17 protein-coding genes are annotated in these 21254 nt (G+C 37.5%); 11 read left to right on the forward strand and 6 right to left on the reverse strand.

All coding sequences use genetic code 11. The annotated features are described in order from the left end of the window. The first annotated feature begins 76 nt into the window (after positions 1-76). Entirely contained in the window at positions 77-709 is a 633-nt protein-coding gene (locus SB028_RS09590; RefSeq protein ID WP_069367158.1) for a TetR/AcrR family transcriptional regulator, read from the forward strand. Positions 710-722: 13 nt separating this feature from the next. On the opposite strand, the gene SB028_RS09595 is transcribed toward SB028_RS09590, so the two are convergent. Further along, positions 723-1448 carry a sulfite exporter TauE/SafE family protein gene (locus SB028_RS09595; protein ID WP_069367157.1) on the reverse strand — a complete coding sequence of 242 codons (726 nt, stop codon included), beginning with the start codon at positions 1446-1448 and terminating at the stop codon, positions 723-725. Between the two features lie 133 nt (positions 1449-1581). Between SB028_RS09595 and SB028_RS09600 the strand changes: the two genes are divergently transcribed. The 6 genes from SB028_RS09600 to glgP all read left to right on the forward strand — a co-directional run bounded on the left by SB028_RS09600 (position 1582) and on the right by glgP (position 12379). Beyond that, entirely contained in the window at positions 1582-2463 is an 882-nt protein-coding gene (locus SB028_RS09600; protein WP_077885062.1) for a LysR substrate-binding domain-containing protein, read from the forward strand. Between the two features lie 364 nt (positions 2464-2827). Then, positions 2828-5011 carry a 1,4-alpha-glucan branching protein GlgB gene (gene glgB, locus SB028_RS09605; RefSeq protein WP_069367156.1) on the forward strand — a complete coding sequence of 728 codons (2184 nt, stop codon included), beginning with the start codon at positions 2828-2830 and terminating at the stop codon, positions 5009-5011. Between the two features lies 1 nt (position 5012). Further along, positions 5013-7082, forward strand: a complete 2070-nt coding sequence (gene glgX / locus SB028_RS09610; RefSeq protein WP_069367155.1) for a glycogen debranching protein GlgX — start codon at positions 5013-5015, stop codon at positions 7080-7082. A gap of 21 nt (positions 7083-7103) precedes the next feature. Next, the gene (gene glgC, locus SB028_RS09615; RefSeq protein ID WP_069367154.1) at positions 7104-8453 is read left to right on the forward strand and encodes a glucose-1-phosphate adenylyltransferase; all 1350 of its coding nucleotides are present in this window, start codon (positions 7104-7106) and stop codon (positions 8451-8453) included. After that, entirely contained in the window at positions 8450-9883 is a 1434-nt protein-coding gene (glgA, locus tag SB028_RS09620) for a glycogen synthase GlgA (protein WP_069367153.1), read from the forward strand. The genes glgC and glgA overlap by 4 nt, the downstream gene beginning before the upstream one ends. A 45-nt stretch (positions 9884-9928) precedes the next feature. Beyond that, positions 9929-12379, forward strand: coding sequence for a glycogen/starch/alpha-glucan family phosphorylase (gene glgP / locus SB028_RS09625; RefSeq protein WP_069367152.1), 2451 nt, complete (start codon positions 9929-9931; stop codon positions 12377-12379). An 84-nt stretch (positions 12380-12463) separates the two neighbouring features. Here glgP and SB028_RS09630 read toward each other — a convergent pair whose 3' ends face one another. Next, positions 12464-13114, reverse strand: a complete 651-nt coding sequence (locus SB028_RS09630; protein WP_069367151.1) for a helix-turn-helix transcriptional regulator — start codon at positions 13112-13114, stop codon at positions 12464-12466. A gap of 93 nt (positions 13115-13207) precedes the next feature. On the opposite strand from SB028_RS09630, the gene SB028_RS09635 reads away from it, so the two are divergent. From SB028_RS09635 to SB028_RS09650, 4 genes are all read left to right on the forward strand, one after another. Continuing rightward, positions 13208-14623 (forward strand): MFS transporter, encoded by a 1416-nt coding sequence (locus SB028_RS09635; protein ID WP_069367150.1) that lies wholly within the window; start codon positions 13208-13210, stop codon positions 14621-14623. Between the two features lie 140 nt (positions 14624-14763). Then, complete coding sequence (locus tag SB028_RS09640; protein ID WP_318860127.1) at positions 14764-15402, forward strand: hypothetical protein; 639 nt, start codon at positions 14764-14766, stop codon at positions 15400-15402. 191 nt (positions 15403-15593) lie between these two features. After that, entirely contained in the window at positions 15594-15983 is a 390-nt protein-coding gene (locus tag SB028_RS09645) for a RidA family protein (RefSeq protein WP_069367148.1), read from the forward strand. 4 nt (positions 15984-15987) lie between these two features. Beyond that, positions 15988-16956: a threo-3-hydroxy-L-aspartate ammonia-lyase gene (locus SB028_RS09650; RefSeq protein ID WP_069367147.1), complete on the forward strand. Its 969-nt coding sequence runs from the start codon at positions 15988-15990 to the stop codon at positions 16954-16956. Positions 16957-17078: 122 nt separating this feature from the next. On the opposite strand, the gene SB028_RS09655 is transcribed toward SB028_RS09650, so the two are convergent. The 4 genes from SB028_RS09655 to SB028_RS09670 all read right to left on the reverse strand — a co-directional run bounded on the left by SB028_RS09655 (position 17079) and on the right by SB028_RS09670 (position 21251). Beyond that, complete coding sequence (locus SB028_RS09655; RefSeq protein WP_069367146.1) at positions 17079-17990, reverse strand: dihydrodipicolinate synthase family protein; 912 nt, start codon at positions 17988-17990, stop codon at positions 17079-17081. 18 nt (positions 17991-18008) lie between these two features. Then, complete coding sequence (locus SB028_RS09660) at positions 18009-18614, reverse strand: dihydroxyacetone kinase subunit L (RefSeq protein ID WP_069367145.1); 606 nt, start codon at positions 18612-18614, stop codon at positions 18009-18011. A 2-nt stretch (positions 18615-18616) separates the two neighbouring features. Next, positions 18617-19612, reverse strand: a complete 996-nt coding sequence (locus tag SB028_RS09665; RefSeq protein ID WP_069367144.1) for a dihydroxyacetone kinase subunit DhaK — start codon at positions 19610-19612, stop codon at positions 18617-18619. Between the two features lie 148 nt (positions 19613-19760). Next, complete coding sequence (locus SB028_RS09670) at positions 19761-21251, reverse strand: tripartite tricarboxylate transporter permease (RefSeq protein WP_069367143.1); 1491 nt, start codon at positions 21249-21251, stop codon at positions 19761-19763. Positions 21252-21254: the final 3 nt, after the last annotated feature.

Raw genomic sequence — 21254 nt, forward strand, 5'->3', positions numbered from 1 at the left:
CTATTTTGTACTGGTTAGTAAAATAATGGCATTTGTTTTATACTGAGTAAACACATTTCTTACTAATTGGTATAAAATGAAAAAAAAAGGTCGACCTCGCCGTTACGATAGTGATGCTGCACTCGAAAAAATAATGGCATTATTTTGGCGTAAAGGATTTACAGCAACATCAATGGATGATTTAGTCATTGAAACTCAAATGAATAAACCTAGCCTTTATGCTGCATTTGGTAATAAAGCAGTATTGTATGAGAAAGCCATTGAGCGCTTTAATCATATTGCATCTACACGTTATCGCCATGAACTTGAGAAACAATCCTTACAAGATAAAGTGATAGAAAGAGTAAAGCGCTATCTAATTTCAGCTATCCATTTTTATACTGATAGTGAAGGATTAACTGGCTGTATGGTACTGTCAACCGCAGTGGCTGAGGTTGAAGACCCGACAATAAAAATGATGCTAAATCAGGTTATTAACGCACAAACTCAGCAAGTTGAAGATGCCTTACAAGAAGCATTAGAGGTAGGTGAGTTAAAAGAAGGAACAGATATTCATGCTATTGCTTTGGGTGTAGTTGCCCTTTTACATTCAATCTCATTGAGGGCAAGAGCGGGTGCCACAGTTAATGAATTACTGCCACTAGCTGATATTTCTCAGATTTTAATAATGCCTTATGTGTCAGATAATAATGAAAGTAAAGGCTGTTAATACAGCCATTTTATTAAGAATAAATACCATTAAATAGTAGTGAACAACCAGCAAAAAGCAGCATTACATCTAAAAACCATTGAAAAAGTTTTGGTGTCAGTTTTAATACCAGTTTTTTGCCAAGATAATTTCCTACGACTAAGCCACAACCTACTAATGCCCCACTAATTAAGATAAAACTATTCACTGCGCCAAGTTGGTTAAATGTTAGGGCTTTGGTGAGATAAATAATAAATGAAGCGGCTGCTTCAGTCGCAAGTAATGGTCCTAATGTCAGACCATATGCAGAGAATACGGGAATAGTTAATGGTCCAGTGGAAAATACAATCCCAGTTAAATAACCGATAATTGCACCAGCAATAATAACTTGGTAGGTTTTCATTTTGATTTGATGCATGCGCAATAAGTGGAGCACGGGGATCATCAATATAAAAAACATTCCCATACCCATATTTAGCCATTTTTCAGGCATTACCCATAATGTATTAGCGCCAAGAATAACGGCAGGAATACCAAGTAGCAGATAATAAAATAGTGGTTTAAAACGAATACTGTGACGCCATAAATAAATACGCGATAAATTCCCCATCACTGAAGCTAACGCCATAATAGGTACGGCTTCCTTAGCACCAAACACATAGGTCAACGCGGGAATTAGCAAAATAGAAGCACCCGTTCCCACAACACCACTGATGACACCTGACAATATTGCCAATAAAATAACAGCGATAAAACCCATTATCATCCTTTAAGTTCAATAAGTTAAAGACGCCGTATCATACCTGTCTTCTTTATTTTTACCTGTGATAAAATGTCACAATGTTGTGAATTTTAATCAGAAAGCCGAATGAATAAACGATAACGAGAAAATTATGATGAGAAATCTTCCTCCATTACCTTCATTGCGTGCTTTCTTAGTCGCTTGCCACAGCCAAAGTTATACTGAAGCGGCACAGACATTATGTGTCACTCATGGCGCGATCAGCCGTCATATCCAAGTGATAGAGAAATGGTTTGGTGTCACTTTATTTAATAAGCAAGGTTTACGCCGAGTCCCCACTCCTTATGCATTGACACTGGCACAAGAGCTAAGTGACGTTTTTGATAGATTGAATGATATTAGTTTTCGTTATGGTAACGGTGGAAAAAACGATATTTTAAATATCAGTGTTCCTACAACGCTTTGTTTAAAATGGCTTATTCCACGAATGGAAGATTTTTATCTGCAATATCCTGATGCAAATATCCAAATTGCTTCAGCAAATAGCGAGCGATTTCATTTGATTAGTCATGATGATCTAATTATTCGTCCTCAACCTCAGCAACAAGAGTATTCATCTGTTGTTTTTTTAGAGGATAAGCATTGTTTAATTGCTTCTGCAAAATTTTTAAAACGTTACAATGTCACTCAATTTGAAGATGTTTTTAACTGTCCTGTTATTGATACGCTTACGCGCCCAGGACATTGGCAACAATGGTTAATCGCGACTCATCTCAATACACAACGCTCATTTTCACGTCATTATCGCTTTGATCACTTTCATATTTCTCTTCAAGCAATTATTGAAGGATTAGGCCTTGGTATTGGCCCTATTTCGATTTTATCGAGTGAAATAAATAACGGTACTTTAAACGTATTATTTCCAGATATCCAAATTGCCCCGATGAGTTATTACGCTTTAACACCATTAGGTGTACAAAAAACCAAAACACATCTTGATTTTGAACAATGGCTCACTCAACAAAAAAGTTAATTTCACTAATTAAATAAGTCATTGTTTTTCATAAAAGTGGTGATTTTAACGCTATTAATTACACTTTTTAAAACGACTTTACCATCATTTTATTAAAAAAATCTAATCATACCCTTCTTTTTATGAGTAGGTAAAAGCGCTAATCGTGCTGTTTTTATAATTCATTATTTTCATCTGTCAATTTATTAAATTCTTTTTAATTCAATGTATTAAACCTGTAAAATAAGTGTATTAACCTATATTTATTGTTTTAATTTTAAATAATCAGTTATAAACACTTATTGTTCAACTTAAATTAACGTTCTATGCTGATATTGATACATAAAATTTGTTAATTTATTTGCTGGCAATGAAGGACGATAAGATGTCTGTCGCTGTGACAAAAAAAGCAATAGAAAAACTAATTAATGGATATGAGTCTGATCCTTTTGCGCTTCTTGGTATGCATGAAACATCGGCAGGCTTAGAGATCCGTACTTTTTTACCTGATGCAATTGCAGTCAGTGTTATCGATAGAAAAAACGGCCGAAAAGTAGCAACACTAACGTGTAAACATCCTAGTGGTTTTTTCTGTGGCACTATCCCTCGTCGTAAACGTCGTTTTAGTTATTGTTTAGAGGTAACGTGGGAAAATGCTCAAGGTGTCGTTGATGATCCCTATCAATTTGGCATTTTATTGCAAGAAATGGATATTTGGTTTTTAGCGCAAGGCCACCACTCTCGCCCTTATCAATGTTTAGGTGCACATCCTGCAAAATTGGGTGATATCGATGGAATTACTTTTGCTGTATGGGCACCCAACGCAAAAAGCGTAAGCGTTGTGGGCGATTTCTCATTCTGGGATGAACGACGTTTTCCTATGCGATTACGTCGTGAAAGTGGAATATGGGAGCTTTTCCTTCCACAAGCTCATCTTGGTGATTGCTATAAATATTCTATTCTTGATGCTAATGGCGAACGTCGATTAAAAGCTGATCCTTATGCTTTTGAAACACAAATACGTCCTGAAACTGCATCAATTATCAATATATTACCCCCCATCAAACCAATGCCATTATCACGCCAGCAACGAAATCAACGCGATGCTCCTATCTCTATTTATGAAGTTCATTTAGGTTCATGGCGTAGACATGCGGATGATCAAAGCTGGTTAAGTTATCGTGAATTGGCTGAACAGTTAATTCCATATGTTAAAGAGATGGGTTTTACTCATATTGAGTTGCTTCCTATTAATGAACATCCTTTTGATGGTTCATGGGGCTATCAGCCCTTAGGGTTATATTCACCCACTCGTCGTTTTGGCTCCCCAATGGATTTCCGTGATTTTATTGAAGCGGCACATCAAGCAGAAATTAACGTTATTTTAGATTGGGTTCCTGGGCATTTTCCTGAAGATGACTACGGATTACGTAATTTTGATGGCACATCACTCTATGAATATGCTGATAGGCGTGAAGGATTTCATCCCGATTGGAATACGTTGATTTATAACTATGGTCGCAATGAAGTGCTGAATTACCTTTCTGGTAATTTATTATATTGGCATGAGCATTTTGCACTAGATGGTTTTCGTTTCGATGCTGTCGCCTCAATGCTTTATCGTGATTACAGTCGAAAAGAAGGTGAATGGATCCCAAATAAACACGGTGGGCGTGAGAATTTAGAAGCCATTGACTTTATTCGTTATACCAACAAATTACTGGGTACAACGTGTCCTGGTACAATTACGATTGCAGAAGAATCAACCGATTTCCCAGGTGTTACCTTACCGCCTGATGATGGAGGCTTAGGTTTTAATTACAAATGGAATATGGGTTGGATGCATGACACGTTAGCTTATATGCAACGTGATCCTATCTATCGTAAATTTCATCACAATCAAATGACTTTTGGCATGCTCTATGCCTATAACGAAAACTTTGTTCTGCCGCTTTCTCACGATGAATTTGTGCATGGTAAAGGCTCGTTAATTGGTCGCATGGTAGGCGATGATTGGCAAAAATTTGCTAATTTACGTGCCTATCTCGGCTTTATGTGGGCTTATCCCGGCAAAAAACTACTCTTTATGGGGTGTGAATTTGCACAATGGCGTGAATGGGATCACGACAGTAGCTTGGATTGGCATCTTCTTGAAGAGCCAAATAGTCCGCATCAAGGTGTTCAACATTTTGTACGAGATTTGAACCTTTCCTATCGAGCTAATGCTCCGCTTTATGAATGCGATTTTGAACGTGAAGGCTTTGAGTGGCTAACCGTTGATGATCACGATAACTCCGTTTTTGCTTTTTGCCGTAAAGATGCACAAGGCAATGAAATTATTGTTATCAGTAATTTTACGCCTGTTGTTCATCATAATTACGTTATCGGTATCAATAAAAAAGGGGCTTATCAGGAAATTCTCAACAGTGATTCTACGTTTTATAACGGCAGCAATGTCGGAAATTTAGGTGAAATAGAAACAACCACCAGTCCATTTAATGGCAAGCCTTACTCCTTATCATTGTCACTGCCTCCACTTGCGACACTGTATTTAAGATTGAAGGATTAATATGTCTTTAGATTATGGACGTCCTTTCCCAATGGGCAGTCATTATGATGGCTATGGTGTAAATTTTACACTCTTTAGTGAAAATGCGACTAAAGTCATTCTTTGCCTGTTTGATAAAGCAGGCAAAGAGATCCGCTACTCGTTACCAGGTAAAACTGGGGCAATTTGGCATGGGTACTTGCCTGGTGCAGGGCCTGGTTTACATTATGGTTATCGTGTTGAAGGCGAATGGAATCCAGAGCAAGGATTGTTCTATCAACCTCAGCAATTATTGCTAGATCCTTATGCAAAACAGGTGACAGGTATTGTTGATAATACATTACCTTACACTTCTCCTGTTTTTAACGCGTTAGAGCATGATGATAGTGCAGTGACACCTAAAGCCGTTATCACCGATGATAGTGGTTGTTTTTGCCATTCTTATAAAGAACAAAAGACTTATCAACGCTTAAATACGCCGTGGTCAGAAACCATTATTTACGAAGGGCATGTAAAAGGACTGACAAAACTGCATCCTGACATACCCGAAAAATTACAGGGTACTTATGCCGCATTAGGGCACCCTGCTTTTATTTCACATCTCAAAAAATTAGGTATTACGGCATTAGAGCTATTACCTATCCAATATCATTTAACAGAGCCGCACCTTCATAAAATTGGTTTAAAAAACTATTGGGGCTATAACGTATTAGCGCCTTTCGCTTTATCTACCCAATATTATTCTAATTCGGGTCGAAATATTATTGATGAATTTCGAGAAGCGGTAAGGAGTCTACATAAAGCCAATATTGAAGTGATTTTAGATGTGGTATTTAACCATACTGCGGAATTAAGTGATCAATTCGAAGGTTATATTGTTTCGCAACGCGGTATTGATAATCAAAGCTATTACTGGCTAAACGACGAAAACAAAGCTCAAAATTGGACAGGATGTGGGAATTCACTCAATTTAAGCCGCCCTGAAACAGTGCAGTGGGTTATGGATTGCCTGCGTTATTGGGTAACAGAATTTCATATTGATGGGTTTCGTTTTGATTTAGCGACAAGTCTTGGTCGAGTTCCTTATTTTGATTCTCAATCACCACTATTGACAGCGATTCGACAAGATCCACTCCTATCCCGTATTAAACTTATTGCAGAGCCTTGGGACCTAGGCTTTGATGGTTATCAAGTGGGGCATTTTCCTGTTCCATTTACAGAATGGAATGATAGCTATCGCGATACTGTTCGTCGTTTTTGGTTATGGCGTGATGTCTCTATTGCAACATTTACTGACAATATCACGGGCTCTGCAAAGCTGTATCACAAAAATGGCAGACCCCCCTATTCTAGCATCAATATGATCACGAGCCACGACGGCTTTACACTACGGGATTTAGTGAGCTATCAAAACAAACATAACGAGGAGAATGGAGAATCAAACTTAGATGGACATAACACCAATTACAGTGTGAATTTTGGTGAAGAAGGTTTGATAGTTAACGAAAAAATAAGTCAACACAGATTGCTTGCAATAAGGAACATGCTGGCAACATTACTGCTTTCTAGAGGAACACCTCATTTACTCGCTGGTGATGAAGTGGGTAATACGCAATATGGTAATAACAACGCTTATTGTCAGGATAATAAAGTCAGTTGGATCAAATGGTTTCAACAGCCTTACAACTTAACTGATTACATTCGCTACCTTATTGAGTTACGTCACCAAATTACACCTTTAAGTTCGCTCAGATGGTGGGAAGAAGAGAGTCAAAATATTATTTGGTTAAATCAAAATGCTCACCCTATGAGTCATGAGGATTGGCAGCAACTTCCCCCTTCACCATTACAACTTCTTTTAGCGCAACAATGGATCTTAATGTTTAACCCATTAAGAAATAGTGCTGTTTTTTCTTTACCTGAAGGAACTTGGTCTTGCTTGCTTGATACGGTTAGCTGGCCTGATTGTCACCCGACACAATCTCAGCATTGTGAAGTACAGCCTAACAGCATCACCCTTTGGCGAAATCGCGTTTTTAATACTCAGTCTTCTACTGAAAAATTACCCATTATTTCCTCCCAAGTTAAGTAATTTGATTGGAGTGCTATAACTATGATGACAACAGAACAAAGCCAAAAATTAATGTTGGCACAACAACTTCCTAAAGAGGCAATTGCACTCGTTTTAGCCGGAGGTCGCGGTACACGCTTAAAAGCATTGACTTCAAAACGAGCAAAGCCGGCGGTTTTCTTTGGTGGGAAATTTCGAATTATCGACTTTACGCTATCAAACTGTCTTAACTCTGGGATCCGTCGTATTGGTGTAATTACGCAATATCAGTCTCACTCATTGGTTCAACATATTCAGCGTGGTTGGTCATTCTTCAACGAAGATATGAATGAGTTTGTTGATTTATTACCCGCTCAGCAACGTTGTAATACCGGACATTGGTATATGGGGACTGCTGATGCGATCTATCAAAACCTCGATATTCTTCGTAGCTACAAAGCAAAATATGTCGTGATCCTAGCGGGTGATCATATTTATAAAATGAACTATGCGCGTTTATTACTTGATCACGTTGAAAACAAATCAAAATTCACCGTAGCTTGTATTCGTGTTCCTAAAGAAGATGCCTTCCAATTTGGTATTATGGATGTCGATGAAAATCGCAGGGTACTCAATTTTTTAGAAAAACCATCTATTCCACCTTGTATTCCAGACGATCCAGAACACTCATTAGCCAGTATGGGTATTTATGTCGTTGATAGAGACTACCTCTTTAATTTATTAGAAGAAGATAGCCGAGATCCAAATTCACACCATGACTTTGGCCAAGATATCATTCCTAAAATCACAAAGCGTGGTGATGTGCTTGCTCACCCCTTTGAGCTCTCTTGTGTCAGTTCAGATCCTTCAGTACCACCCTATTGGCGCGATGTAGGAACCATTGAAGCATATTGGTCTGCTAACCTCGATTTAGCCTCTGTAACACCAGAGCTTGATATGTATGCGAAAGATTGGCCTATTCGCACCTTTATGACCCCTTTACCGCCAGCCAAATTTGTTCAAGATAATCATGGCGAACATGGGCAAATGATGAATTCGCTCATTGCTGACGGTTGCATTATCAATGGTTCAACACTCTATTCATCTATTTTATTCCCGTTAGTTCGCGTTGAATCTTTCTGCCATATTGAAGATTCTGTGATTTTACCTGATGTGACGGTGAGTCATCATTGCTACTTAAAGCGCTGTATTATTGAACGTAGCTGTACCATTCCAGAAGGTACGGTTATTGGGATGAATGCAGAAGAAGATGCGGCTCGTTTTCACCGCACTGAAGAAGGTATCGTGCTTGTAACAAGAGAAATGCTTGAGCAATTAACATGTAAAGAAAGAGAAACGCCAACTGAAATAACCACAGAACAAAAACCTCAAAATGAGGAGGCATTTTCGTGAATGTCCTTCACTGTTGTTCTGAATTATTCCCTCTGCTTAAAACTGGGGGATTAGCGGATGTTATGGGCTCCCTGCCTTTAGCTCAGAAAAAAATAGGCTTAGACGCGCGGATTGTTATTCCTGCGTTTCCTGCTATCAAAGATAATATTCCCGATCTGAAATTAGTGACTCATATCGATACGTTTGCAGGTAATGTTTCACTGCTCTATGGGCAATACCAAGGTATTGCTATTTATCTTATTGATGCGCCTCATCTTTATCAACGTACAGGTAGCCCTTATCACGATACGCACCAACACGCTTATGGTGATAATGTTTTTCGTTTTGCCCTATTAGGCTGGATGGCAAGTGAGCTATCAGCAGGGTTAGATCCTTTATGGCAAGCTGATGTTGTTCATGCCCATGATTGGCATGCAGGACTTGCTTGTGCTTATCTCGCGATTAAACATTACTCTGCAAAATCTGTTTTTACTGTTCATAATCTGGCTTATAAAGGTGAATTTTCATCTTATCACCTGCATCAACTTGAATTACCTGATGACAGTTTTTCAATTAATGGACTGGAATATTATGGTCAAATTTCATTCCTAAAAGCAGGTCTATTTTATGCCAATCACATTACGACAGTCAGCCCAACGTATGCTAAAGAGATAACCACTCACGAGTTTGGTTACGGTTTAGAGGGGTTATTACGTCAACGTGCTTATGAACAGCGCTTAAGTGGCATTTTAAATGGTATTGATGAAGCGGTTTGGGATCCTGCAACAGATAACTTAATTACGTGTCGTTATGATATTAAAAATCTGAACAAGCGCTTAGAAAACAAAACGGCATTACAGAAAAAATGTGGTTTACCCGTCAACAATAATGCACCTCTTTTTGCGGCTGTAAGTCGTTTAACTTCGCAAAAAGGGCTTGATTTAGTTATTGAAGCGCTTCCTGATATTGTGGAACAAGGTGGTCAGTTTGTTTTATTAGGTACTGGCGATAGCCATCTTGAAACCGCCTTTTTACATGCTCAACAACACTATCCGCAAAATGTAGCAGTACATATTGGCTATGACGAACGTTTTTCACACCAAGTTGTCGCGGGTGCTGATGTGATTATGGTGCCTAGTCGTTTTGAACCTTGTGGATTAACGCAATTGTATGGTTTGAAATATGGTGCCCTACCTTTAGTCAGACACACCGGTGGATTAGCCGATACGGTTAATGATTGTTCATTAGAAAATTTAGCGCATCACCAAGCAACGGGGTTTGTTTTCTATGAAGCAACATCAGATTCTCTGCGTCAGGCGATAAATCGTGCCTTTACCTTATGGAGTATGCCTAAACAGTGGCAACAAACTCAGGTTGATGGCATGAACCAAACTATTTTTAGTTGGGAAACTGCTGCAAAAACGTATGCGGCACTGTATCAACATTTATAGACATGATGTCTATTTGAATCCATGGATAACAAAAAGAGATTTATAATGAAAAACTTATGTGCATTTGATTATCTATCACCCGATAAGGATATTGAATCATTAAAACGTTCAATTGTTTATAAACTGATGTTTATCGTTGGTACGTCACCCAAATATGCAACACCAACAGATTGGTTAAATGCCACATCCTATGCGATTAGAGACCGTTTAGTTGAACGCTGGTTAAAGTCAACCAAGGCAGAACTTTCACCGAAAATAAAACAGGTTTATTACATTTCGATGGAGTTTCTTATGGGGCGTTTTTTAACGAACGCTATGCTCTCTTTAGGTGTGTACCACGAAGTCAAAAAGGCATTAGAAGAGTTAGGTCTTGATCTTGAGAAACAGATCGAACTTGAGCCTGATCCTGGTTTAGGTAATGGTGGTTTAGGTCGTTTGGCGGCTTGTTTTCTTGATTCTTGTGCCACACTAGGTTACCCCGTCACAGGTTATGGTATTCGTTATGAATACGGAATGTTCCGCCAACAAATTCAAAATGGCGAACAACATGAAGTTGCGGATAACTGGCTTGAAAAAGGCAATCCTTGGGAATTCCCTCGCCATGATCTGCAATTTAAAGTGGATTTTGGCGGACGTTTACAGCAAGAAGGCGAGAAAAATTTTTGGGTTGATACCTTAAATGTGATGGCACAACCTTATGACTCCATTGTTCCCGGTTATAACACACAAGCGACAGATACCATTCGTTTGTGGTCAGCCAAATCAAATGTTGCCTTTAACTTAGGTAAATTTAATCAAGGTGAATATCTAGAGGCAACAGAAGCAAAAGATCGCTCTGAAAATATTTCTCGTATTCTCTACCCTGATGATTCAACAATGTCGGGTAAAATGTTGCGTTTACAGCAAGAATACTTTTTAGTGAGTGCTTCTGTTCAAGATATTTTGCAACGTCATTATCATCTGCACCAACGCTTTGATAATTTAAAAGATTTCATTGCAATTCACCTTAATGATACTCACCCTGTTCTTGCTATTCCAGAGTTAATGCGTCAGCTGATTGATAATCATGGATTTAGCTGGGATGAGGCATGGGAACAAATTAATCATATATTTTCATATACCAATCATACTCTCATGGGGGAAGCATTAGAGACTTGGCCTGTTGATATGCTAGGTCGTTTACTTCCTCGTCATTTACAGATCATTTTCCAAATCAATGATAAATTTTTGAAACACGTTATAGCCCAATTCCCTAACGATAACGACTTATTACGTCGTGTTTCTATTATCGATGAAGAGAATGGCCGTAATGTTCGTATGGCATGGTTAGCTGTTATCATTAGTCATCAGGTTAATGGTGTCTCTGAACTTCATAGCCAATTAATGGTGCAATCTTTATTTGCTGATTTTGCGATGATCTACCCTAAGAAATTCTGCAATATTACCAATGGGATCACACCACGTCGCTGGTTAGCATTAGCAAATCCTTCACTTTCTAAAGCAATTGATAGCCATATTGGGACAAATTGGCGAACTAATTTAGAGCAATTGGGTGAATTAATGCCATTGATAAAAGATAAAAACTTCTTATATCAATTAAAAGATTCAAAACGTATCAATAAACAAAACCTTGCGCAGATTATTAAGGAAAATCTAAATATTGATATTAATCCTGATGCGCTATTTGATGTACAAATCAAACGGATCCATGAATATAAGCGTCAACTTCTCAATGTGTTAGGCATTATCACTCGTTATAATCGTATTTTAGAAAATCCAGAAAAAAACGGGGTACCTCGTGTATTTATTTTTGGCGGTAAAGCTGCATCGGCTTATTATAATGCGAAAAAAATTATCAATCTTATCAATGATATTGCAAATAAGATTAATAATGATGAGCGTATTAAAGATAAACTAAAAGTGATCTTTATTCCTAATTACGGTGTAAGTTTAGCGCAACACATTATCCCAGCAGCAGATTTATCTGAGCAAATATCATTAGCAGGAACAGAAGCTTCTGGTACAGGAAATATGAAATTTGCGCTAAATGGTGCGTTAACCATCGGAACGTTGGATGGGGCTAATATTGAAATTGGTGAACATGTGGGGTTTGATAATATGTTTATCTTTGGTCACAATGCACAAGAAGTCGCGGAATTAAGACAGCGTTATTCCCCTCGCCGTTATTATGATGAAGATATTGAGTTACATACTGCGCTTAATCAAATCGCTAATGGTTTCTTTAATCCCACTGATCCAGATAAATACAAATCAATTTTTGATAGCTTAATTGAATTTGGTGACCATTATCAGGTATTAGCCGATTATCGTAGCTATGTTGATACTCAAGATAGTGTTGATATTCTCTATCAAGATGAAGATGCTTGGTTGAAAAAATCCGCGTTAAATATCTGTCAAATGGGCTATTTTTCTTCAGACCGTGCAGTAACAGAATATATGCAACGAATTTGGAAAGCTTCTGCGATTACATTGTAAAAACGAAGCTAAATTTCTAAGGACAGAACAGTAACCGCGCTTTATTGCGCGGTTTTTGCTTCTATCAGTTCAAGGCTAAATAAATTAGATTTTAATTAGGTAAGCGCAACGTCTTGCGCCTTCTAAAATATATTCAACACGTTGCAGTTCAACTCCTAGTGTTTCAGAAAAGAGCTCTTTTTCTGTATTACAAAACCCTTGGCATACTTTAGCGGCTGCACAAATTGGGCAATGATCTTCAATAAAAAGATATTCATTATCTTTTACTTGTTTCCAGTGTGCCATATAGCCTTCTTGACTACGAAGTGTAGCTAAGATATCTAAACGTTCTGTTAGTTCATCTACATCTTTTATCGCTTGTATATAGCGATCATAGCTCTGTTTTTTTCGTGCTAAAATAATTTTATCAATCGCACTTTCACCTAATTCTTCACGAATAGTCAGTAAAATCTGAGCAGTTAATTCAGCATGAGTATCCGGAAATTGTTTCTGCCCTAATTCGGTTAAATGCCAATATTGAATCGGTCTTCCGACACCTTTTGGCTCAGTTATCGCTTCAACAAATCCTGCATTAGCAAGTTTTACAAATTGTTGTCTTGCTGCTTCACCACTTGTACCCAGACGTTGTCCAATCTCATTTGCTTGCATAGGTCCATGTTTTTTAATTAAAAATAAAATTTTGTCGCCAACCGTTCGTTGAGCAGGATAATTATATTCCAAGTTTTTTCTTGACATATTCAGCGTCTCAGTATTTATTTATCCAAGTTTTATCTTGGTAATTTAACGAAGCTATGTCGTAATAGCAATGAAAGAAGGATATTTTTTCTCATGCACCCAAATAATAATAGCCAATGGCGCGATCTTTTTTCAGGACGGAATGGTGCAATTTCTTTTGCCCTCTCTTTTGGTGTCGTGATCCATGCAATTAATATTTTAATGGCAACAACGATCCTACCTTCTGTCGTAACAGACATTGGAGGCATGACGTTATATGCATGGAATACCACGCTATTTGTAGCGGCTTCAATTATTGGCTCCGTATTGTCTGCTCGCTTACTCAGCTTATTCGGTGCTAGAGGTTCATATTTATCCAGCGCAGTCTTATTTTTTATTGGTAGTTTATTGTGTGCAATTGCACCGAAAATGGAAATCATGCTCATTGGCCGATTTATTCAAGGTCTTGGTGGTGGCCTTTTATTTGCGCTTTCTTATGCCATGGTGAATATCGTTTACGATCAAGCTTTATGGCCAAGAGCAATGGCATTAATTTCAGGTATGTGGGGTGTTGCTACGTTAATTGGCCCTGCTATTGGGGGAATTTTCGCTCAATTAGACGCTTGGCGTTATGCTTTTGGTATTATGTTACCTATTATGCTTTTTTATGGTATTTACCTGTGGTTTATTTTGCCAAAGAATGACCATAACGCTTCAAAATCAACATCACAAAGCCTACCTTATCTTCAACTGATAATTTTAACAGTCGCAGTTCTGCTGATTTCATCGGGGAGCCTCTCTTCCTCACTTACCCTTAATTTGATCAGCATTGTGGCTGTGTTTGGTTTGATTGGTGTACTTATTTTCTGTGAAAAGCGTTTTACCGTTCGATTATTACCTACCAATACATTTAAAGGGCTCTCTTTACATGCGTTGTTGTATTTAACTATTTCACTATTAGCCATTGGTATGACTTGTGAGATCTTTGTTCCTTATTATTTACAAAGCTTACATATGCAAACGCCTTTAGCTTCAGGTTATATGAGTGCATTAATGGCATTAGGTTGGACGGTTGCTGAAATAATTAGTGCGAGCTGGCAAGGGGCTAAAATGCGTTTTAGCATTTTGAGTGGCCCTATTATTGTTTTTATCGGTTTAATCGTGTTGGCGTTTGTTATTCCAAATCCAATGCTGCAATCAGAAAATGCGATTAGTCTTTTTATTATTTTATTTGCTTTGTTTTTAGTGGGTTATGGTATCGGTTTTGGTTGGCCTCACCTGTTAACTCGTATATTACAAGCAGCTTCCACGCAAGATAAGGATATTGCCGGTGCCTCAATTACTACCGTACAACTGTTTGCAACCGCGTTAGGGTCTGCATTTGCGGGTATGATAGTTAATTTAAATGGTTTCAATAGTGGTACACCTGAAGGACTTTCTTCTTCTGCATCTGCCCTTTTCTTATTTTTAGCATTAGCCCCATTAATGGCGATTTATACAGCGTGGAAAATAACACGTTCTTCTTATTAAACCTTATATTTAATATCATATAAAAAATAAAAAGAGGTGAAAAAACATCACCTCTTTTTTATTAGATTCATTTGTTTTATTTATGAAATAATTTGTTTTTTATTCTGCCAGAATTTTCACTAAAAATAGAGGGATCTTTTATGTCAATGATTGAACAATATTCTTTAAATACTCAATTTAAATTAGGTAATACTTTTTGCAATGGGGATCTGAGCTGCTATGAAAATCTTTTAAAGCGAATTGAAAACATTAGTAATAAAAGTTTAGATATACCCATAGATTACAGAAGAAATGGAATAGAACTGAGTGTAGATATTACTAAAATAAGTAAGGAATTAATATATAAAATATTTAATACCTATCTTGAAAAAAAACGCCTTCATAGAGATAAAAATAAAATAAACAAGTTTTTAAAAGAATCAAAAAAACCTTGCACAGAAGAAAAAGAACTTTTTTCAGGATGGTGTAAAGATGAAAAAGAAGTTTTCCCTTCTTCAAAGATCCATCGTGAAATAGATAATCAATGTAAAGATTATAATTTATCTCTCTCTGAAAAGGATAAAAAATATATATTTTTTTATATAGCTAATAGATTAAATATAAAATTAAATATTAAGGCAATTCAAAGTACAATGGTTCAACAATTAATAGACATTCCTGACGTAATAGAGGTAATAGATAAATTAGGAATTACGCATGATCACCGGTTAAAATACGATTTCTACTATTTTTTGGCTGAAAATATTTACAACCTTTTATTAAAAAATGAAAAAAAATAGATTTTATTAGCATAAAAAATGCTATTAAAGAAATAATTCAAGATAAAATAAAAAGTACCTCTACCTCTACCTCTTTTTATCCTAAATATACATTTGTTTTGTAGTGAGTAACTATACAATTGAACTAAAATTAGACATTGTGTATAGTTTGTTGTACATTTTATCTAACTTAAGTGAAATAGGAAAATACAATGACCTCACATCTTACACAACAAAATATTGCGGCACTCGCTTCACCTGGTGGGCATTACTCTCATGTTGTTACTGCAAATAATATGTCGTTTGTTTCTGGACTATTGCCTTTAGATAAACAAGGAAATTCATTAGCAAACAAACCCGTTGAAATTCAAATCACACAAGTACTTGAAAATTTAAATGCTTGCCTTCTCGGAATAAATGCAAAGAAAACTGATATTGCTCAAGTCAAAGTCTATGTGACTGATATTAATGAATGGCCTATCGTTAATGAGTTATATGCAAAGTGGATTGGTGAACATAGACCAGCAAGATTAGTCGCAGGAGTAAAAGAGCTTCATTTTGGAAGCAAAATTGAAATTGAAGCCATTATTATTAAGGAATAATCGTATGAATAAGTTACCTACTCCTACTTATAAAGATGTTGCTGAAGCACATCAACGTATTCTGCCGTATCTTAATAAAACACCTGTCCTAACCTCTCGCACTATTAATGCGCTAACAGGGGCACAATTTTATTTTAAATGTGAAAACTTCCAGAGAATGGGGGCATTTAAATTTCGCGGTGCAATGAATGCGTTATCTCAATTTACCGCAGAACAACGTAAAAATGGTGTCGTGACTTTTTCATCAGGTAATCATGCACAAGCTATTGCGTTATCGGCAAAGCTATTAGGTATTCCTGCAACAATTATCATGCCAGAAGATGCGCCAAAGGCAAAAGTGGCAGCAACAAAAGGCTATGGAGGGCGTGTGATCACCTATAATCGTTATACAGAAGATCGCGAAAAGATGGGGCAACAACTGGCACAAAACGAGGGGCTAACCTTAATTCCCCCTTACGATCACCCTCATATTATTGCTGGGCAAGCTACCGCAGCAAAAGAACTATTTGATGAAGTTGGCGAGTTAGATAGGCTATTTGTTCCATTAGGTGGCGGTGGCTTGCTTTCAGGCTCGTTGTTATCTGCCAATGCCCTTTCACCAAATTGTAAGATATTTGGCGTTGAACCTATCGCTGGAAATGACGGACAGCAATCATTACGTAAAGGCGAAATCATTCATATTGATACACCGAAAACAATTGCAGACGGTGCGCAAACCCAGCACCTAGGCAATTATACTTTTGAAATTATTCGTCACTATGTGAGCGATATTTTAACTGTCACAGATGAAGAATTAATTTCGGCTATGCAATTTTACGCCCAACGAATGAAAATAATTGTAGAGCCAACGGGCTGTTTAGGTTTAGCGGCAGCTCGTCAATGTGGTGATAAATTAAAAGGTAAGAAAATAGGTATTATTATTAGTGGTGGTAATGTCGATATCGCGCAATATGGTCGCTTTTTAGCGCAATGACTTATGGATCTTATGCGTGTTCTAATATGAAAAAAAGCAGTATAGAAAAACCTATACTGCTTAAAAAAAAACAATATACAACCAATCAACTAAAATAACGGGGGCGTTTGTTTAACGACTTTTTAGTTAAGTAAAAAAGTCATACCTGCTTCTTTACATAATTGTGTCAGATTTTCTTTTAATTGTTGGTTTTCTTCTGGCAATAAATCGAGTTGTGGTAAACGCATATGACCGCCATCTAAACCTCGCATAGTTAATGCCGATTTGAATATTGCCATATTCGCACCAGACTTAAGCGCATCACTAAATTTCACACAAAATTGTTGCCACTGTTTTGCTTCTTGATAATTACCTGCGATATAGGCTTTATACATATTCACAAATGGTTCAGGGAATACACAAGCACAACCTGAAACCGTACCGTCACAACCTGCATCTAATAAACCTAAGAATAATTTATCGTAGCCATGAAGGACAGAGAACCCCTCAGCAACAGCAAGATAACTTAATGTTGTATTGTTATCAGCAAAACTGTATTTAATACCAATGACATTTTTACACTGCTGCTGTATTTTTGCCGCTAATTCAGGCTTGATATTATTGGCAGCACATTGTGGGATATTATATAGATAAACAGGAAAATTATCCGGTACGCTATTTGCCACTGTCACAAAATAGTTTTCTAATTCTCTGTCTGTTGCACCAAAAAATTGTGGCGTCACTACACCAATACCATCGGCACCAATTTCAACGGCATGTTTTGCTAATTCAATGGTTTCATTTAATGTCATTGCGCCAACATGAATAAAGACAGGTAACCGTTTATTCGCTGTTTCCACAACCGTTTTCGCAACACTTTTACGCTCTAATGCAGATAAACGCAACATCTCACCCGTTGTACCACAAGGATAAAGGCAATCAACGCCCTTGGTGACGAGCATTTCAGTTAATGCAGATAACGCTTTTATATCGACTTGATCCTTTGAATCAAACGGGGTAACCATTGCCACTGTAACGCCAAATAATTTTTTCATAGATAGACCTTTATTAAATCAGATTGCTTCAACAATAACTTTAATTGCCAACATACCCGGATCATCTAAACCAATAGACTTTTCTGGGAACATACGAGCTCGACCTAATAAATTAGGTTTTTGGCGAAATTCATTTAGCGTACTATCGACACTTTGTAAGGCTGCTACTTTTAGATTATCGATAGCTAAAGTGGGCTTTAGCGCTTCAGATAAATGGTAAAGAATATCGAGTACGGATTTTTGCCCTAACTCCCCTTTTCCCCTCGCCATCATGCTTTGGTATGCAACAGTTAATAGCGGTGAAATGTCGGAAGGTGATATTTCTTGAAGTTGGTTTTCTTTGCAGTATTTTGCCATTGCCATAAAAGCAGTCGCTTGCAATGTACCAAAAGAAGAAGCACAAGCTTTTTGTAATGATTTACTGCACTGAAAAAGCGCTTTGCTGAGATCATCTTGCCAATCTTGTGAATCGTCTGCAATTTGTCGCCAACCTTTTTGCATGGTGATCCCTAAATCTCCATCACCTAAACGGCTATCAGCTTCACACAGCATTGGTTGAGATTGCTCGCAAGCGATAGCGATACGGAGTACCGCTTGTTTAAGCATTTCAAGCGTAATATTCATCGCTATACCCTCCAGAATGCACAATGAGCGGGTGCATTCATCAAGGCTTCTAGCTCATCATCCAATTTGCACAATGTTAAACTTGCTCCCGTCATTTCCATAGACGTGGCATAACGACCGATTAATGGATGTACAATTGTTGCACCTGTTTGATCAACCAGCTGTACAATCTTGTTATACAGAATATAAAGTTCTTCTAATGGCGTTGCGCCTAAAGAGTTCACTAATACAGAGACTTTATCACCCGTTTTTAATGATAACTCTGCTTGTAGACGCTCAAACATCTCTTGTGCAATATCATCGGCACTGCGTAATTTATCACGCCAAATACCCGGTTCACCGTGGATCCCCATTCCCATTTCCATTTCATCTTCATCAATTTCGAAAGTAGGATGACCTACTGCGGGTAAGGTACAAGATGTCAACGCACAGCCAATAGTTCGGGTATTTTCCATCGTTTTTTGAGCAACTCGTGTGACTTCATCAAGGGTTGCCCCTTCTTCGGCTTTGGCTCCTGCCATTTTAAAACCATAGATCATCCCAGCAACACCGCGGCGTTTATGCGCTTCTTCGGGGTTGGCTGAAGCCACATCATCAGCAGCTAAAACCGTTGTACAACGAATATTATCTTCAAAATCAACCGTTTCCGTCGCCATATCAAAATTCATGATATCGCCACCGTAATTACCATAAAGTAGCAATACACCTAAGCCACTATTGGCTTCACGAATGGCATCTGCCATTAAGTCTGCTGAAGGTGAAGCAAAAACATCACCCACTGCAGCTGCATCTAATAAGCCCTCACCGACATATCCTGTAAATACAGGTAAGTGACCCGATCCGCCCCCCGTGACAATACCCACTTTAGGTTTATTTGCTTTTTGTGAACGAGTAATCAATCTTGGCTGTGGTTGACGATAAATATGACGATGAGCAAGGCATAATCCTGCTAATGTTTCATCAACATAATTTTCTGGCTTATTTAATATTTTTTTCATGCGATCACCCGATATTTTTATTTATCTGCTGATTTCTGAACACCTTAAATAAATTTATTTTATTTAAGATGAGTTTTCCCTGATACTTAAAAAGTATCTCTCTATAAATAAATGCTTAGTAATAAATATTGAGTATTTAATAGATTCTTTATTTAGCTTTGAATGCACCCCTAACTTGCATAACAACAATAAGAAGAAATACACTGGCTAATACCATCGATATAGGTCTGTTAATAAAATTAATAAAATCACCATCAGATTTCATTAACGATGAGAGTAAATTCTTTTCTAACATTGGCCCTAAGATCATGCCCAAAATAATGGGTGATATTGGGAATTTTCGTTCTTGAAGGAAATAGCCTATAACGCCCATGACTAACATAACAACAATAGAAGACATCGTATTTGTGATTGCGTAAGAGCCTACGATACTAAATAAAATAATTGCTGGATAAATAATTGCATTATCGATAGCAACGAGCTTCTTCAATAGATTGACAACAATAAAAGCAATCGGTAATAAAATTAGATTAGCAATAAAGAAAATAATAAAAACAGCATACAGTTTATCAGGATTGAATAAAAATAGTGTTGGTCCCGGTTGCATATCTTTCATATATAATACACCGATAATAATTGCAGCCGCAGAATCGCCAGGAATACCAAATACTAAAGATGGGATCCAGCTTCCAGCTAAGCTTGCATTATTACTGGCTGAAGCATCAACAATACCTTCTTCAGAGCCATGACCATATTTCTCTGGCTTTTTGGAGAGTTTCTTTGAAACAGCATAAGAGATCCATGCTGCAATATCGGCGCCAGCACCGGGTAAAGCACCTATTAATGTTCCTATTATTCCGCTACGGAAAATCCCCCCCTTACGCTGACGAACAACCCCGCCAATGCCTTTAAAAATATTGTAAGAGTTATTTTCGACATTCACTTCACTCAGTGTGATTTGTTTTTCTTTCCAACGCTCAACGTAATATTTAATTGCTCCCGAAATTGCAAATAATCCTATCATTGCTGGAATAAAGCTTACGCCTTGCATTAGAGAGACTTCACCGAAGGTAAAGCGTGCTTGCCCCGTAAATTCATCATAACCAATAGTGGCTAAAGCAATACCAAAGAACAGTGCTAATAAGCTTTTTCTAATATGTGAACCTGAAACAATAGTTGCACAGCTAAGCCCAATTAAAGATAGCCACATATATTCATAAGAGCTAAATTTTAAAGCAAACTCAGCTAAAATTGGCGCTGTTGACGCTAATATAATCGTACCAATAACACCACCAATGACAGAGCTTGTTAATGACATACCTAATACACGGTTTGTTTTACCCTCTTTAACTAAGGTGTGTGCATCATTGGTATAAGCTGCCGACGCAGGTGTACCCGGAATATTTAATAAGGCACCAGGAATATCACCTGCAAATATAGAAGATGCGCCAACAGCAATCATTAAGGCTAATGCTGGAATGGGATCAAGAAAAAAGGTAAATGGCACCATTAATGCGATAGCCATTGTTGATGTTAATCCTGGAATTGCACCAACAAACAAGCCAAATAAACAAGCACCAATAACGACAAGTATTGTTGTGTAATCAATATAAGCAAGTGCACTAATTAATATATCCATACT

The organism is Proteus vulgaris, from assembly GCF_033708015.1.
In the GTDB taxonomy this organism is placed as follows: domain Bacteria; phylum Pseudomonadota; class Gammaproteobacteria; order Enterobacterales; family Enterobacteriaceae; genus Proteus.